The organism is Mesorhizobium sp. P2_E10 (genome assembly GCF_056404235.1).
In genome coordinates, this window is record NZ_JBFUEK010000008.1 from 249,227 (window position 1) to 264,540 (window position 15,314).

Consider the following 15,314-nt stretch of genomic DNA (forward strand, 5'->3'; position numbering starts at 1 on the left):
CCGTCACCGGTAGAGCTGCGCTTCGTCGCGCAGGAAATTGTCCAGCGTTCCCTGTCCGCCACGGCCTGTAATATCGCCGAGTTCGACAAAAACCGACCCTCCGGCCGAGGCACCTGGAACGGGTTCCGTCATAAAGAAACTTGCGAAGGCTTCTACGGGAAGGTTGGTGCTGTTGCCGCTCAAATTGTTGCCGGCGGCCTGAAGGGCGTTGCAGTTAAGGAGCGCGCCGTAGAGCAAGCGACGATCGACGGAAGTCACCGGAGGCTGGCAGGAGCTCGGCGGAGTTCCCACCTCGCCGCCTGTAGACGCGGTCCCAACCAGGCCGTTTGCAATCTCGTATTTATAGACCTGGTATCGAGTCGGCTTGGTCGTGTTCCAGGCAGAGGGGTAGCTGGTGGAGCCGAAATTGGTGCTCCAGTAACCGGACAGATTCCAGTCTCCGTCGCCCATGCGCCCGCCTATGTAGGGCGTGGTGGCATCCCGGGGCAGGCCCATGTTGCCGGTCCCGTTGAACGTCAACTGATTGTAGGAAGGGCATTGGTTTCCGTTGCCGTTGCCGTTGCCATTGCCATTACCGCCCGTTGATGCGCCCTTGCGGACATTCGCAGCCGGACCATATTCCGGGCTGTTGAAGGCATTGCCGCTGGCGTTGATCCCGAAGCGAACGTTGAACGCATCCTGGACCGGGCCGTTGTTCTGGCCGGTCTTTGTGCTGACGCCTTGTGCTGAATAACAGCCAAGTGGTGTCGACGTGGCAATCGTCTGGGCAAGCGCCTGCGCACCATTGCCGACACCGTCCGGCGGCTGCAGGAAGCCGAAATTGCCGGGCCCATAGGCGGCATTGTTCCCTACCATCCGAAGTTCGATGAGCCGGCGATGAACTGCCGGATCCGTCACGGCTTGTTCGAGCGTCGCTCCACCCGCCGAATTGGTGCCGTTCACCATTTCATACGGGTTGCACATGAAGACCGGTGTGTAATTGCACACGCCTGATGTGAAGCCCGCTACCGAAACCGCTCCAAAGCTGAAGCCGCTGGCAGCTGAGTTCCCGGAAAGAAAAGAGATCGGGAAGATCGTTGTCATAGTTTCCGGCTGGGCTTCCACCATGATGAACCGGGTAACGGCTGCCGAGGCCGCATAGTTTGCTGACGTAATCAGAGTGGCATCGCTTGCCGGTATGCTTGACAGGAAACACCAGGAGATCTGTCCCCTCGAGCGGCAAGCCGAGTAGGTCGTATCGACGGTGGTTGCACCGCTGCCGGGCAGAGTGACAATACCGCCGTCCGAGAATGTGGTGTCATTTGAGATCAGATTCCCAAGGGCGTTCTGGGCGCGAGTCCATGCATCGGACCTGCCGTTTAGCTCGGCTGCGGCGGCAAGCGCCAGGGCGTCAGTGCCCTTCTGGATATCGTTGTGCAGGTTGTTGACCCGGCTCATGTCGATCGCCAGCAGGGAAAAGCCGACGATTGCCGGCAGCATGATGCTGAACAGTATCAGCGCTATTCCCCTTTGATCGTGCCAGAACGCGCGAATGGTTCGCAACATGGCCTTACTCTTAGCTCCCCTGACGCCAGGACCCCTCGTTTGGCCTGCCGCGCTGAAATCGCATCCTTCTGTTCAATTCGTGTTGCCGACATTGACCGTAATCGCCGGCGGCGGTGGTGGTGGCGGTGGAAATTTGTAGTTGTGGGCAACAAGCGCAGCCCGCGTGCCGTCGCCTTCGATATGTGTGTTCTTCGAGTTCGGATTGAGCGGATCGACCGTCTGCAGCAGCGAATTGAATTTCTGCGTGTCGCCGGCGGCGAGCGTCACCGTGTCGTAGTGATTGAGATAGTCGGCGGCACAGCCCGTAAGCGCGCCAGCGCACAAGAGGAGAATCAGGACGCTATTTCTTGACATAAAGCATCTTGTCCTTCGATTTGAAGTCCAGCATGTGGCCATAGGGGCCTGTGACGCCGTCGCCCGTTTCATATTTTCGGATCATGTCCTTGTTCACTTCGAGCTGACCGAGGATGAAGAATTCCGGGTCGTTGGCGGGTCGCGTCTTGTCGAACGGCGTCGCCAGCTGCTCGCCGGGCTTGACCGGCCGCACGATATGCGGCGTGACGATGACGACGAGTTCAGTCTCTTCCTTCTGGTTGCTCGAATTCCGGAACAGCGAGCCGATGACCGGCACCTGTCCGAGCCACGGCACCTGGTTCTGCAGCTTGGTGGTCTTGCTGGACAACAACCCGCCGACCGCGAAACTCTGGCCGTCGCGCAGTTCGACGACGGTCTCCAACTTACGGTTGGTGAAGATCGGGTCGCCGGCGGTGGTGAAACCGGTGAGGTCGCTCACTTCCGGCGCCAGCTTCATATGGATCTTGCCGTCGTCGAGTACGACCGGCGTGAACAGCAGATTGACGCCGAATTGCTTGTACGTGATGGTTATCTGGCCATCATTGCCGACGACACGGATAGGCACTTCGCCGCCGGCGTTGAAGCTGGCTGGCTCGCCCGAAAGCGTGGTGAGATTGGGTTCAGCCAGCGTGCGCACGACGCCCTTGGCCTCGAGCGCTTCAATGATCAGGTCTACCTTGATGTTGCTGTCAATGACGCGCGTAATCAGCGCCGCGAAGGGATTGCTGGTCGACAGTAGGCCGCTGAGCAGATCGCCCGGGCCGAGCACTACATTATCTTTGTCGGCGGCCGCGATGCCCGTCCCTGTACGGGTTGTGCCGCTGCCATTCGTGCTCCTGATCGACACGCCAAGATCGCGGCCGGCGTTGCGCTTGGCCTCAAGCACACGCACTTCCAGATTCACCTGCTGGCTATCGTCGACAATGACGGAGTTGATGATGGCGTCGGGGCCATACTGCTGCGCCACCTCAAGGATCGACGCCAGCGTAGCGCCATCCTTGACGTGACCGCCAAGCCGGACCTTGCCGTTGATCGAACCGATCTCGATGCGCGCCCTGGGCGCCACCTGGCGGATCGCCTGCGCCATGTCGCTGACGTCGACGCCGACTTCGATCTGGATGACGCCGAGCGAGCGCTTTTCCGGGGAGAAGAGATTGACCGTGGTGGTGCCGGCGCTCTTGCCGATGACATAAAGCGTCCGGTCGGTCATCGGCTGGGCATCGGCGATCTTCTCGTCGCCGACGACGATATCGCCGAGATTGGCGCTCACCTGGAGGGTCACCGACTGTGACATGGGCAGGAAGATTCGATGGACGCTGGGGTTGGAGACATCAATGAAGCGGTCGGCAGCGTCGGCGGCAAGACCCCACGTCAGCAGCACCGCCATACAGGACAGCGCGGCCGCCGCCATCCTCACCCAAAACCCCCGCATACTCGTCTCCCTAAAATGCTGCCTTGGCAGCCCTCAATTTACCGCAGCCTGTTGTTTTTGTCGCGGCACTTCATAGGATTCGAGCTTCACGCCCCGAAACACGCCGACTGTAACATTCTTCGGCGGTTCCGGCTCCACATACTTGATAACTTCCTTGACGATTTCCTGCGGTGCGGGTGCCGCAACAACGACCGGAGCCGGCTTGACCTTGCCCAACTGGTCTAGTTTGCTTCCAACCTGTTCGACAGCCTGGGCCAACCCAGCGATCTTGTCGTCGGCACGCTTGCGCTCCGCGGCGGCCTCGGCTTCTGCCGCTGCCTTCCTGTCGAGTTCGGCCTGCCTGGCGGCTACGTCGGCCGGTGTTTCTCCGGACAAGTCTGAAAGCGTGACGCGTTCGGTCGTCTCGCCCTTGCTGGCGGCGGCCTGGCGAAGTGCCAGCGACAGCTGGCCCGCGCCGGCGGCCAGGGTAAGCTTCTGAGCGTCCTTGGTGCTGACTTCGAGCGTCACCGCTTTCACCACGGTCGGGCTGTCCTTGCTCTCATCGGCGACCTGGTCGACGGCGAGTACCTTCATGCTTTGCAGCAGCACGTCGACAAAACTTTGATCCGCACCATCGGCATTGTGCACCGTGCGCGTCAGCAGCACATCGACACGATCACCAGGGAAGACGAAGCCCGCAACGCCGAGCACGTCGTTGACCCTGATGGAAACGGCTTTCATACCGTCGCCGAGGACAGCAGAAAGCGTAGCGCGCTGGCCGGGGCCGGTGATCTTGGTTGCGATAATTGGCTCGTTGGCGCCGATCGCCTGCAGCGCCTGCTTTGTGCCTTCGCCTGCCAGCAAGTCTTTCGTCGTCTTGAAGGCGCCGGTTGGAACCGCGCCCGCGGGCCAGGCGATTTCGCGCAGCTTGTCGGACGTCAGCGTGTCGCCGAACTTCAGCGCCACTGCCGCTACCACCACCGTGTCGCGCTGGACGTCATCAGTCCGCGCCATGGCGCCGCGCTGGCTGGCCAGCCATATATTGGCGAGCACGACCGCCAGCACACCAAATACGCCGGCGAGAACAATCATGATAAGTGTGTTGGCGCGCATGGATCCAAACCCCAAAACCCAAATGCGGGAGCTTACCCGCCGATAACGGGCTCAGGCCCGGATCCACGACCCGGGCCTGAGTTCAAAAATCAAGTGGCGGCGGCGCAAACAGTGTGGCCGACCGCGCCATGACCATTGAGCGTGGCGCAAAGGCCGGTGAACTGGCCACCAACCCACGCGCCGATCGCGATGATCACAAGGATCGATGCCGCAGCGATAATGCCGATAAGGATAGAGTACTCGACCATGGCAGCCCCGTTTTCATCGTCGCGGAACTGCCGGGCCATCGTCATGAGCTTCTTCATGCCAATTTCTCCCTTTGGAGGTTGAACCCGACGAGACAGAGCACGGGATGAAATCCATACCCAAGCATCCCCCGTCATCTCAATCCTAAGTCTCGCGAAAAAGCAGAGTCAAACGGATTAACAGTTCCTTAACCCTCCAATACCAGGTCAGACGACATTTCAATTCTACCAAGAGCTTGATTCGATTAATTTTTCAAGCGCCCTTAACCATTCGTTCACAATTCTGCCGCACCTACGTCCAACGGATGACCATATTAGCCATACTGCATAATCGTTTATATCTAAGGGTTTATGGCCAATTGCCGGCTGTCTACCATTTTGTTGCGACGCGAAACGTTCCGTGAAGACTCGAAATGCGAGAGACGGACGAATCCTCGGTCAAAATAAAACGATTTTTTTCGAACGCCCTTTAACTATGTTGCAAGTATTGTCCGCGCGTCGCCCCTCTGGGCGCTTGTGCCACCCGTGGTTAACGCTTAGTTTCACGCTCGGGATCGCAACGGGGACGCAACATCATGTTAGGCCGATTCATCAAGGGGCCAAACGAGCCGCGGGGCGAGCCAGCGCTCCAGTCGAGGGCGGCCGTGGTGCCAATGGCTCCGGTGCTTTCTCCTGCGGCCGACACGGAATCTCATGGCGACGATTTCCTGACGCTCAAGGTCGAGCTCCATCGTCACCTCATCGACCGGTTCAATCTCGCCACGCTTGAAACGGCATCGAAGGATGAGATCCTGAACGAGATCCGACCGATCGTGCGCGAGTTCGTACGCGCTCGCAACGTGCCGCTGAATGCGCGCGAGCTCGATCAGTTGACCGGCGACACCGCCGACGAGATGCTCGGTCTCGGGCCGATCGAGCCACTGCTCAAGGATGAGTCGATTTCCGACATCCTGATCAACACCCACAAGCGCGTCTTCGTCGAACGGCGGGGTGTCATTGAGGAAACCTCGATCCGCTTCCGCGACGAGGCGCATTTGCTGCGAATCGTCAACAAGATCGTTTCGGCCATCGGCAGGCGCGTCGACGAATCGGCGCCAATGGTCGATGCGCGACTGGAAGACGGCTCGCGCGTCAACATAGCGGTGCGGCCGATATCGGTGGATGGCCCGCTGGTTTCGATCCGCAAATTCTCGAAGAACCCCTATTCGCTCGAACGCCTGATGGCGTTCAATTCGATTCGCCAGCCAATGGTCGATCTGCTGCGAATCGCGGTGCAGGCGCGCAAGTCGATCCTGGTTTCAGGCGGCACCGGCAGTGGCAAGACGACCTTGCTCAACGCCTTGTCGAGCTACATTCCGGCCACCGAGCGCCTGATCACCATAGAAGATGCGGCGGAACTGCAATTGCAGCAGCCGCATGTTGGCCGTTTGGAAACACGCCCGCCCAATGTCGAGGGCAAGGGCGAGGTTCGACAACGCGAACTGCTGAAGAACGCGCTTCGCATGCGGCCGGATCGCATCATCGTCGGCGAGGTTCGCGGCGAGGAAGCCTTCGACATGCTGCAGGCGATGAACACCGGCCATGAAGGCTCGATGACCACCATCCATGCCAACACACCGCGCGATGCGTTGTCTCGCCTGGAACAGATGGTCGGCATGGCCGGCATGCCGATGACAAATGATTCGATACGGGCGCAGATCGCGTCCGCTGTGGACATCGTCGTTCAGACGCAGCGCCTGTCCGACGGTGGAAGGCGGGTTATCTCCATATCGGAACTGACCGGCATGGAAGGTAATGTCGTCCAGCTCCAGGAACTTTATCATTTCGTTCGCCGCGAGGTGGCGGCGGACGGCAAGATCATCGGTGATTTTCGTGCCACCGGCATTCGTCCGCGTTTTGCCCAGGAGGCGGCGACGCTCGGCCTTCACTTCGGGAAGGATGCCTTCAATCCGCAGGTTTCACTTTGATGCCTACCGGTCAGACGCTACTCTATTTCATCTATGTGCTGGCGGCAGCATCTGTGATCCTTGCCGCCGAGTCCCTTTACGTGTCGTATGCTGGGCGGCGTGTCAGAATTGGCACGATCAATCGGCGGCTCAAACGCTTGGCAGAGGAGGCCCCGGCCGAGAAGACGCTGCAAGGCCTCTTGCGCGAACGTGGATTGACGGACAAGGGCGACTTCATTTTCGGCGCGATTACGCTGAACCGGCTGTATACACAATCTGGCGTCACCGGCAATCCGCTCGCTTTCGCAGCCATGTTCCTCCTTGCCGGACTGGTATTGGCGTTGGTCCTTTCATTACTTCTCGGCTTATCCAGTGTCATAGCGGTGATTGCTTTTCTGCTGGTAGGTTTTGCCCTGCCGATTCTTGTCCTTCGGCGTGCCCGCAACAAACGTATCCAAAAATTTGCCAAGCAGCTGCCCGACGCGCTCGACATGATCGTCCGTTCCCTGCGCGCCGGCCATCCGGCTTCCGTCGCAATTAATCTCGTCGCCCGTGAAATGCCCGATCCGCTCGGAACCGAATTCGGCATCGTTTCCGACGAAATCACTTTCGGCCTCAGCCTTGAAAACGCGGTGCGCAAACTTTCGCAACGCGTTGGGTTCGAAGGCCTGCATCTGCTTTCGGTATCACTCTCCATCCAAGCCAAGACAGGCGGCAATCTGACCGAAATTCTCCACAATCTGTCGCAGGTGTTGCGCGAGAGGCAAAAGCTTCGGATGAAGATCAGGGCGCTTTCGGCCGAGGGCCGCGTATCCGCGTGGGTTATCTCGCTGTTCCCGGTTGTAATGTTCTTGATCCTTCAGATCACCGCCCCGAGCTATTATGGCGGCATCTGGCACAACCCGCTCGTCTATCCTGTGTTTGTGATTTTCGGGACATGGGCACTCTTGGGCGACTTCATCATGTATCGAATGGTCAATTTCGACTTTTGACAGGAGCAAGCCATCAACCTTTTTTCGAACCCACCGGATCTGAGCCTTCTCGTCTCGATTGCTGTCTTCCTGGCGGCAGTGGCGCTTTTCCTGTTCGGCGCTCTTCTCATCCTGCCAGTGCTGCAGACGCGAAGGCTGGTCGTACAAAGCCTTATGGCGGAGGGGATTGCCGATCGTCGTTCGCTTGCCGGTCAGGAGCAACTCGCCAGAATCTCGGCGCAGCGACCGATTGATGCCTATTTTCGCACGGTCGAGAAAGAGCGAGGGGAGCCAAACGCGCTTGAGGCCAAGCTGTTTCGCTCAGGGTTCTATCATTCCAGCGCGCCCCTAATCTATACCTTGTCGCGCATCTGTGCAGTCGCCGTCGGCTTTTTAGCCACCTATGCGGTCCTGTCACGGGTATTGCCGCCGCAGTTGCCCGGCCTTTTCGCATTGGCCGGCGCTGCCTTACTCGGGCTCGCATGTCTGGTTATTCCGAGCATCATGCTCGATCGGTTTGAGAATACCCAGAAGCAGGTCTATCGCCGCGGCTTTCCCGATTTCATGGACATGATGATCACTTGCGCCGACGCTGGCATGAGCCTGGAAGCGGCGGTCGAGCGCGTCAGCAACGAACTGGCCGGCACACACAAATGGCTCGGTATCCAGCTTACGATCATGAATCTGCAATTGCGCGCCGGCAAGCCGTTGCGCGAAGCTCTGCGCGAGCTTGCGGACCGCATCGGCCTTGACGAGGCGCGGGCCCTGGCGGTGTTGTTCCGGCAATCGGAAGAGCTCGGCACCAGCCTGACCGACGCATTGCGTGTCTACAGCGACGAAATGCGCAGCCAGAGAATTCTTCATGCAGAGGAACGCGCCAACGCATTGCCGGTCAAGATGATGGTTCCATTGGGGCTATGCATATTCCCGGTTGTGTTGATGGTCATCATGTTGCCGGTGATCATCCGCATGAAAGGCGTTTTCTTCTAGTTGCGCTTATGCTTAGGTCTTAATATGGGTCGAGGACCCTCGGGGAAAACTGTATGAAAAGGCCAATTGCAGTCGTAGCCAGCCTGTTGATGATGGCACTTGTCGGCTGTCAGACGAATGGAGCTGACACTGCGGACGGCGTCGTTCGCACCAACGAACCCTCCAAAGGCGACGTGACGGCCTTTGGCGATGCGTTCGACGGGCTGAAAACGGTTGGCGACGTCGAATATTATGCCTCGGACCAGGCCGTTGCCGAGGCCAAGAACCAGTTCCGCGCGGAAAATTACGGCAATGCCGGCGCCTTGTTCTTCAAGGCTACGCAACTGGCGCCCAATGATGGCAACGCCTGGATGGGACTGGCCGCCTCCTGCGACCGGATCCATCGCTTCGACCTGGCTGACCGGGCCTATGGCCGAGCCTTCAAGCTGGTTGGTGCGACGCCCGAATATTACAACAATGTCGGCTATTCCTATCTGCTACGGGGCAAGCTGCAGGACGCTCGCAGCAATTTCCTCAAGGCATACGAACTGGCGCCCAACGATCCGACCGTGGCCAACAATCTGAAGCTGCTGTCGTCCAGCGTGCAGAATATCGAGCGGTAAGGCGCCAGCATGTTGCTTGCCGCATCGCTGCTTCTGAAAGCACTCGCCATCCCCCTCCTGGCAAGGATCGCATGGCTCGACTTTACTACCCAGAAAATATCCAACCGCGCCGTGCTGCTTCTTCTTTGCCTGGGCGCCGGATCGCTGCAGCTTTTATCGCTTCAGTCCGGGTCGTGGTGGAACATGGGTATGAGCGCGCTCGCTGGGCTGTTGTTGTTTGTTGTACTCTTCCCGTTCTGGGCGTTGCGCAAGATTGGTGCCGGTGACGTCAAGCTGATGGCAGTCATACCCTTTCTGATCGGGAGCAGCGATCTTATCGTGTTTTCCGGACTTTTGCTGCTTTTTGCCGTCGCGTTGGCGGTGATCGTGAAAAACCCTTTGATGCTGCCCGAAGGCGCCTTTCGCCTCTACGTTCGACATCTGGATCGCAAGGGCGTAGTGCCGTTTGGCGTGGCGATTTCGATGGCCGCGATTTGTACGATAGCGTTTCTGATCTACGCCAATTTGACACCCCACCCTGGCCCCGCGATCTGAAAATCAGAGTCTGGCGACGTACGCTCATGGATCTGGGCTCTTGCAATCTTTTCTTTAGGGCTAACTGGCATACTCACCGGGTGTCGAGCGGGTATGAACCAGTGTGCAACTGCTACGCCGGATCGCGCCGCTCTCAATCAATCAGGCCGGGAGTTCGCCCGCATATCAGAGCGGCGCCTTGCCGGTCGGCCGGCGCAGAGCCTGTCTTCAAAGTCCTAGGTCGATGCTGATGTCCATAGTTGGGATAATGGTTCGCAACAGTTCGGCAGCATGGCGCAGCAATCAGCCGTTCTTTGTGGCGGTGATCATTTATGCACTGGCAGCGCTTGCGGCCGCAAGGCATTGGCGCATTCCGATCGACTTCGAACTCTACGGTCTGCTGTTCCTACTATTTGGGGCCGGCGTTACGATTAGCCTGTTTGCTGTGATTTCGGCGCAGGTCATGTTGCAGCGGCCAAAACGGCTGCTTCCTGCTCTCAGAGATCGCTTGCTGGCGAATGATCTCCCCAACCGCCTCACCATAGGCGTGCCGGTCGCGCTGGTGCTGCCTGTCTTTTTTTCGCTGTTTACCAGCATCAAGGACGGCCTTAGCAGAATGGTGCCATTCTATGCCGACCCTACGATCATAGCGATCGACAGGACAATCCATGGCGGTGTCGATGCCTGGCGCGTATTGCACCCCCTGATCGGGAACGGTCCAGTGATTTTCGCTCTGAATTTTTTCTACAATATTTGGTTTGCTGTAATGTTCATTATATTGTTTTGTATAACTTTCTCGACAAAGAATGTTCGTGTGCGCGCTCAATATTTGGTGGCGTTCGTTCTCACTTGGGCGGTTCTTGGTAATTTTGTGGCTACTGCATTCGCTTCGGTCGGACCGGCCTTCCTCGGTCCGTTTTACGGCGACACTACATTCTCTCCACTCATGAATTATCTTCAGACAACCGACGCCACCTATCCAATATGGGCTCTGAGGACACAGAGGATGCTGCTTGCCAACGCGGCGTTGGACGGCCCACGGGTGGGCAGTGGCATATCAGCCTTTCCTTCGCTCCACGTCGCCATAGCAACTCTGAACGCCATATATCTCTGGCGCTTTGGCGGCCTCGCGCGCTGGGCCGGTTTCGCCTTCTTGATTATGATTCAGTTAGGGTCTGTGCATCTCGCTTGGCATTATGGGATTGACGGATATGCGTCGATGCTGGCCACGCCGATCATATGGATGGTCGCTGGGCGATTTTCGCGAGTCCAGTTGTGGTAACCAGTCGCCCGACCTACGGGATCGCCCGCTCCTAGCCAAAGGTCAATGCAGGCGTTAACTCTTTGGCAACCATCTTCTTGCAGAAGCGTAGAACTGGTGTTTCAATGCCTCTTCGGGAGGCTTGGCAAAATGTTAACTGAGGATTTTTTCGGCCGCATCGCCATCGTCCTTATAATGACGGCTTTGGTGATATTGAGCGCGGCTCCTCTGTTTATCTATTTCCGTCAGGACATCTCGGCAAATAGTCTGGCTGTTGTCACTCAAGTCGCCGCCACAATTTTCTTGGCGCTGCAGCTTTTCATGACAGTCGGCCGCATCCCGCCGAAGGGAACGGCCCGGGGAATTGAACCGAGGGTTATTTCGGTAACCGGATCTTTCATGATGTTGGTGGCAATGTTTCTGACGCCGGCGCTGGAAAGTGAAGCAGCACAGCTGGTGGCTCTTTGCTTGATCTTCGTCGGCACGGCAAGTTCGATATTTTGTCTCTACTGGCTCGGCCGCTCTTTCTCGATTATGGCAACGGCCCGGCGTCTGGTCACCACAGGCCCATATTCAATTGTCCGCCATCCGCTGTACGTATGTGAGGCTGCCTTCGTTGTCGGGATGGTCATTTCGCATCTTTCTGTGCTGATGGTGGCGCTAGGTGTCCTCCAATTTCTTTTGCAGTACCGGCGCGCGAGAAATGAAGAAGCCATCCTGCGGCACACCTTTCCCGAGTATGATGAATATGCTCGGCGCGTCCCTATGCTTTTGCCGAGAATTTTTTGGACGGCTACACCGGTGGTTGACAAGCGATAGCGGACAGCCATTTTGCAGGCCACGGTCGAGGCTCGGCTATTCCACGCTGGAGCCGAACCTTCTTTGAGCGAATGATACGCGCGAGGCTACCTTGTTACAAATAGTCGCTGTGCCGGCCGACGGTAGAATCGAGCTGACAACTGTCGTTGCCCCGGTGACGAGCAAATCCGCCACTTGAGCCTGCCAAGACCGTCCCAAATTTCGCCGTTTCTGGGCTAAGTGCTGGAGCGGGTAGAGGGAAGTGCGCGCACTCGAGAGGGCGCTTGACGGCCTGAGCGGGATATCCGAGTCTCAAACTCCGTCAACGATTTGGATCGGCTCCGTCCGATGAAGCATAAGCTGCCGAAGCACGTCAAAGCCTTTGTTGATCGAACCGGCCAGCCGCGGCACTATTTCAGACAGTCGAATACTACCCTCCCAGGTCTTCCATACTCGACGGAGTTCATGGATGCCTATGGGGCGGCACTCAAAGCGTGGGAAGCCGGCAGGGCGGCGCCCACAACCAAGATAGGAGCTAATCGAACCCAGCCCGGCTCAATCGGGGCGCTGATCCTCTCCTATTACGGCAGCGCAGATTTCAGAAATCTAGCCAAGGCGAGTCAAAAGACGTATCGGAGCGCACTCGAGCGCATTCGTATTGAAAACGGCATTGACTCGGTCGCGAGGATCGAGCGCAAGCACGTCCTCAAGATGATGGAGAAGAAGGCTGAACATCCCGGAGCGGCCAACGAACTTCTGAAGATGATGAAGCTGCTGATGGGGCGCGCAATCGATATGGGGATGCGCAAGGACGATCCAACGATCCGGATACGGCGCATGAAAATCAGGTCGAGCGGGTTCATTACCTGGGAGGAGGAGGACATTGTCGCGTTCTATGCCGCGCATACAGAGGGTACTCGCGCCCGCCTCGCTCTCGACCTTCTGCTGTTCACCGGTCAGCGTCGCTCAGACGTGATTGGTATGGGTCGGCAGCACGTCAAGAACGACGTCCTGTCCATTCGGCAGCAAAAGACAGGCACGGCCGTCTCGATTCCGCTTCATCCATACCTCAAAGCCACGCTAGAGACCCTACCTCCGGACAACCTCACATTTCTTCTGACGCAATACGGAAAGCCATTCCAGCCTGAGTCTTTCACCAATTGGTTCCGGGTCTGTGTCCGCGAAGCGGGTTTGCGCGAGGATCTGGCAATCGGTGCCATAGGGCTTTCACCACACGGTCTGCGCAAAGCCTGCAGCCGACGGCTTGCCCAAGCCGGCTGCACGCCCCACCAGATCAAGGCAATCACGGGCCACAAAAAGCTTGACGAGATCGTTCGCTACACCGAGGCCGTCGATCAGATGCGCCTGGCGCGCGAAGCGATGAATGCCATCGCCGGGCACGGAGCTGGAACAAAAATTGTCAAACCGAAAAATAACGATAATGGCGGGCGCGAAGGGACGCCGTCTTTGCAACAAGATCAATCAGTTAGAGGGTGGTTCGCCCAGCCATATTCTTCGTATGTTCTCGTATTCGGTGGCGAACCCAGTAATGAGGACTCCAGTTGAGGCTCTGCTCCGTTTGCCTCGTCAGATTATAGAAAGCAACGAGCCAGGGGCGTGCGATTTGAAGGTAAGTTGGTTGCCAACCACCGATACCCGACATTCGCTGATGGTGGCCTCTGAATGGAAACACCGTCTCGAATCAAAGCAGCACGATGATCCGGTGCACAACAATCCCGCTCGACACCCGATGGGCATGCTGGATCATAATGCTCGACGCATCGTTTCCCCTGCCATGCGACGGGTGATAGAGCGCAGACGGTGGAAAGCGAATGAAGCCAGTTCTACGACGCCGTTGCTGTAGCCGTACAGGAAAAGCACGCCTATTGCTCGCTAGCAACAAGCCGGCGCTTGGTCTGATTATGCCTACTCTTAAGGTCTGACTTTCGCTCTTCGGCCATAAGCGACCGTCTTGTGCGGAAAACGACCGTTTTCTAGTCGTATCGCTTCTGCGAGATTTCAAGGCTAAACAGATAGCCATTGTTGTTCGGAAAATATGTCCGCATTTCTATTGTATGGAAAACGGTATTTCGCCATCATGCCCCAGCCAGTAATGGTATCGGCTTTCGACTGCGACGTCATTCGCCGCTCCTTCGTTAAATCCGTCATCGAAAAGAGCATTCCAGAGGACCGATGGCGGGATGAGGCTGCGCTTTTGATCCGTGACTATACGGATAGCGATGACATCGATTCCGACTTGCTGGAATGGATCATTCGGACTGGCACTATCCAGCCGTAAGCGAGCGCATCCTTGCCTAAGCCGGATCATCGGACGCTAGCCTCTATGGGTCGCCTCTGGCTGTGGTTAATTCGTACCCCAACCAGTTGGGCAGTGGCTGCGTTTCGCCAAATGGCGATTTACCACTTCGACTATCGCGACAACGACAAGCTGATCCCTGACATAGAGGGAACAGAGGTAGATGACCTCGAAACCGCTGGGCTCGACGCCATCAGAACATTGGCCGAACTGGCGAAGATATTGAGCGGCCAGAACACCGCGTTCTTTCGACAGAGGTCCGTGACGACCACAAGCCGGTGTTGCGGCTCAGCCTAACACTAGACGTCAAGACGCCCGCTTAGACGGCGCTACCAACCGTAGGGGGGTTTGATCGGCCCTGTACCGTCCACCGAATGAACGACGCATCCATGCCCGGTGATATCCTTGGGCGGCTTGTCGGTCATTGGCTTGCCTTGCGATAGGCATTCGGCGTGCTGTCCGGCGTGTAGATCAGCCCAACCGCCTTCCCACCGCACTTTGCGGGTTCTGCGATCCCTTACCTTGTGTGTTGATACCCCCCGGCCCACTCCACATCAAATCAGTCGGCAGCTTTCGGAGGCTCTCTGTCCCCATGCTCCAAGATAGAGGCAATCCTCCTCAATTTGGACATTGCGGTATCGATAGTTCGCCAGGATGGCTCTCTCTGATGTAATGCATCCCTGGCACTCGCCAGATCAGTTCTGACGATCTGCATTATTTCACGGGCGACTTCTTTCTTGTCCATGATGCCATTCCTGCGAGATTACGAAGGGTGATGTCCCGGTTCGATGGGTGCAAGCGATTAACTCACCGGCGGCGCTTGGCTGTCGAGTATGCGGGCAATCTGCTCACAGGTCTCATCGACACTGTAGCCATCGGTGTAGAACGTTGCCGTCGCCAGTGACGCGTTTGACGGGTGGTCCAAGAACGGCCGGTTTAATGCGACAAAATCCGCCCTTTCGTCTTCCGGTACCTCAGCCCTAGCGCATAAGATGTCCAGCGAGCGCTCGATATCTGGCGAGGGCAGCAGATAAACGACATGTGAAGCGCGCTTGACCGCGGTCTGGACGCGCGCCAGAAGCAGGTCGTCCTCATAGACCGAGTGACCTGCGCCGAAGTCGATGATCGTATCCGGATAGTCGAGAAGCACCTGCTCCACGACGCCTCGAACGGTTTCCAGTAGTCGAAACGTGCACGCCAGCCCGTTGCCTTGACACGCTGCCACTCTTCCCGCCGGTCATAGCCGAT

Annotated in this window: 15 protein-coding genes; 9 read left to right on the forward strand and 6 right to left on the reverse strand. The window is 57.6% G+C overall.

Annotation, left to right across the window (positions count from 1 at the left end):
- Positions 1-3: 3 nt before the first annotated feature.
- The 5 genes from AC1D0N_RS22150 to AC1D0N_RS22170 all read right to left on the reverse strand — a co-directional run bounded on the left by AC1D0N_RS22150 (position 4) and on the right by AC1D0N_RS22170 (position 4,728).
- On the reverse strand, positions 4-1,545 hold the full coding sequence (locus tag AC1D0N_RS22150) for a TadE/TadG family type IV pilus assembly protein (RefSeq protein WP_477247632.1): 1,542 nt from the start codon (positions 1,543-1,545) through the stop codon (positions 4-6).
- A gap of 72 nt (positions 1,546-1,617) precedes the next feature.
- Positions 1,618-1,899 (reverse strand): hypothetical protein, encoded by a 282-nt coding sequence (locus AC1D0N_RS22155; protein WP_477247633.1) that lies wholly within the window; start codon positions 1,897-1,899, stop codon positions 1,618-1,620.
- On the reverse strand, positions 1,886-3,331 hold the full coding sequence (locus AC1D0N_RS22160; protein ID WP_477247635.1) for a type II and III secretion system protein family protein: 1,446 nt from the start codon (positions 3,329-3,331) through the stop codon (positions 1,886-1,888). Before AC1D0N_RS22160 ends, AC1D0N_RS22155 begins: the two co-directional genes overlap by 14 nt.
- Before the next feature lie 33 nt (positions 3,332-3,364).
- Positions 3,365-4,423 carry a Flp pilus assembly protein CpaB gene (gene cpaB, locus AC1D0N_RS22165; protein ID WP_477247637.1) on the reverse strand — a complete coding sequence of 353 codons (1,059 nt, stop codon included), beginning with the start codon at positions 4,421-4,423 and terminating at the stop codon, positions 3,365-3,367.
- An 89-nt stretch (positions 4,424-4,512) separates the two neighbouring features.
- The gene (locus AC1D0N_RS22170) at positions 4,513-4,728 is read right to left on the reverse strand and encodes a Flp family type IVb pilin (RefSeq protein ID WP_477247639.1); all 216 of its coding nucleotides are present in this window, start codon (positions 4,726-4,728) and stop codon (positions 4,513-4,515) included.
- A 515-nt stretch (positions 4,729-5,243) separates the two neighbouring features.
- Between AC1D0N_RS22170 and AC1D0N_RS22175 the strand changes: the two genes are divergently transcribed.
- The 9 genes from AC1D0N_RS22175 (at position 5,244) to AC1D0N_RS22215 (ending at position 14,363) form a co-directional block, all read left to right on the forward strand.
- Complete coding sequence (locus AC1D0N_RS22175; protein ID WP_477247640.1) at positions 5,244-6,635, forward strand: CpaF family protein; 1,392 nt, start codon at positions 5,244-5,246, stop codon at positions 6,633-6,635.
- Positions 6,635-7,606, forward strand: coding sequence for a type II secretion system F family protein (locus AC1D0N_RS22180; protein ID WP_477247642.1), 972 nt, complete (start codon positions 6,635-6,637; stop codon positions 7,604-7,606). Before AC1D0N_RS22175 ends, AC1D0N_RS22180 begins: the two co-directional genes overlap by 1 nt.
- A gap of 12 nt (positions 7,607-7,618) precedes the next feature.
- Positions 7,619-8,575, forward strand: coding sequence for a type II secretion system F family protein (locus AC1D0N_RS22185; RefSeq protein WP_477247711.1), 957 nt, complete (start codon positions 7,619-7,621; stop codon positions 8,573-8,575).
- Positions 8,576-8,628: 53 nt separating this feature from the next.
- Positions 8,629-9,177, forward strand: a complete 549-nt coding sequence (locus AC1D0N_RS22190; protein ID WP_477247644.1) for a tetratricopeptide repeat protein — start codon at positions 8,629-8,631, stop codon at positions 9,175-9,177.
- 9 nt (positions 9,178-9,186) lie between these two features.
- Positions 9,187-9,711 (forward strand): A24 family peptidase, encoded by a 525-nt coding sequence (locus tag AC1D0N_RS22195; protein ID WP_477247646.1) that lies wholly within the window; start codon positions 9,187-9,189, stop codon positions 9,709-9,711.
- 229 nt (positions 9,712-9,940) lie between these two features.
- Positions 9,941-10,972 (forward strand): phosphatase PAP2 family protein, encoded by a 1,032-nt coding sequence (locus tag AC1D0N_RS22200; RefSeq protein ID WP_477247647.1) that lies wholly within the window; start codon positions 9,941-9,943, stop codon positions 10,970-10,972.
- 129 nt (positions 10,973-11,101) lie between these two features.
- The gene (locus tag AC1D0N_RS22205) at positions 11,102-11,770 is read left to right on the forward strand and encodes a methyltransferase family protein (RefSeq protein WP_477247649.1); all 669 of its coding nucleotides are present in this window, start codon (positions 11,102-11,104) and stop codon (positions 11,768-11,770) included.
- A gap of 327 nt (positions 11,771-12,097) precedes the next feature.
- The gene (locus tag AC1D0N_RS22210; protein ID WP_477247650.1) at positions 12,098-13,315 is read left to right on the forward strand and encodes a tyrosine-type recombinase/integrase; all 1,218 of its coding nucleotides are present in this window, start codon (positions 12,098-12,100) and stop codon (positions 13,313-13,315) included.
- Positions 13,316-14,159: 844 nt separating this feature from the next.
- Positions 14,160-14,363, forward strand: a complete 204-nt coding sequence (locus AC1D0N_RS22215) for a DUF6894 family protein (RefSeq protein WP_477247713.1) — start codon at positions 14,160-14,162, stop codon at positions 14,361-14,363.
- Between the two features lie 505 nt (positions 14,364-14,868).
- Here AC1D0N_RS22215 and AC1D0N_RS22220 read toward each other — a convergent pair.
- The gene (locus AC1D0N_RS22220; RefSeq protein ID WP_477247652.1) at positions 14,869-15,225 is read right to left on the reverse strand and encodes a hypothetical protein; all 357 of its coding nucleotides are present in this window, start codon (positions 15,223-15,225) and stop codon (positions 14,869-14,871) included.
- Between the last annotated feature and the right edge of the window lie 89 nt (positions 15,226-15,314).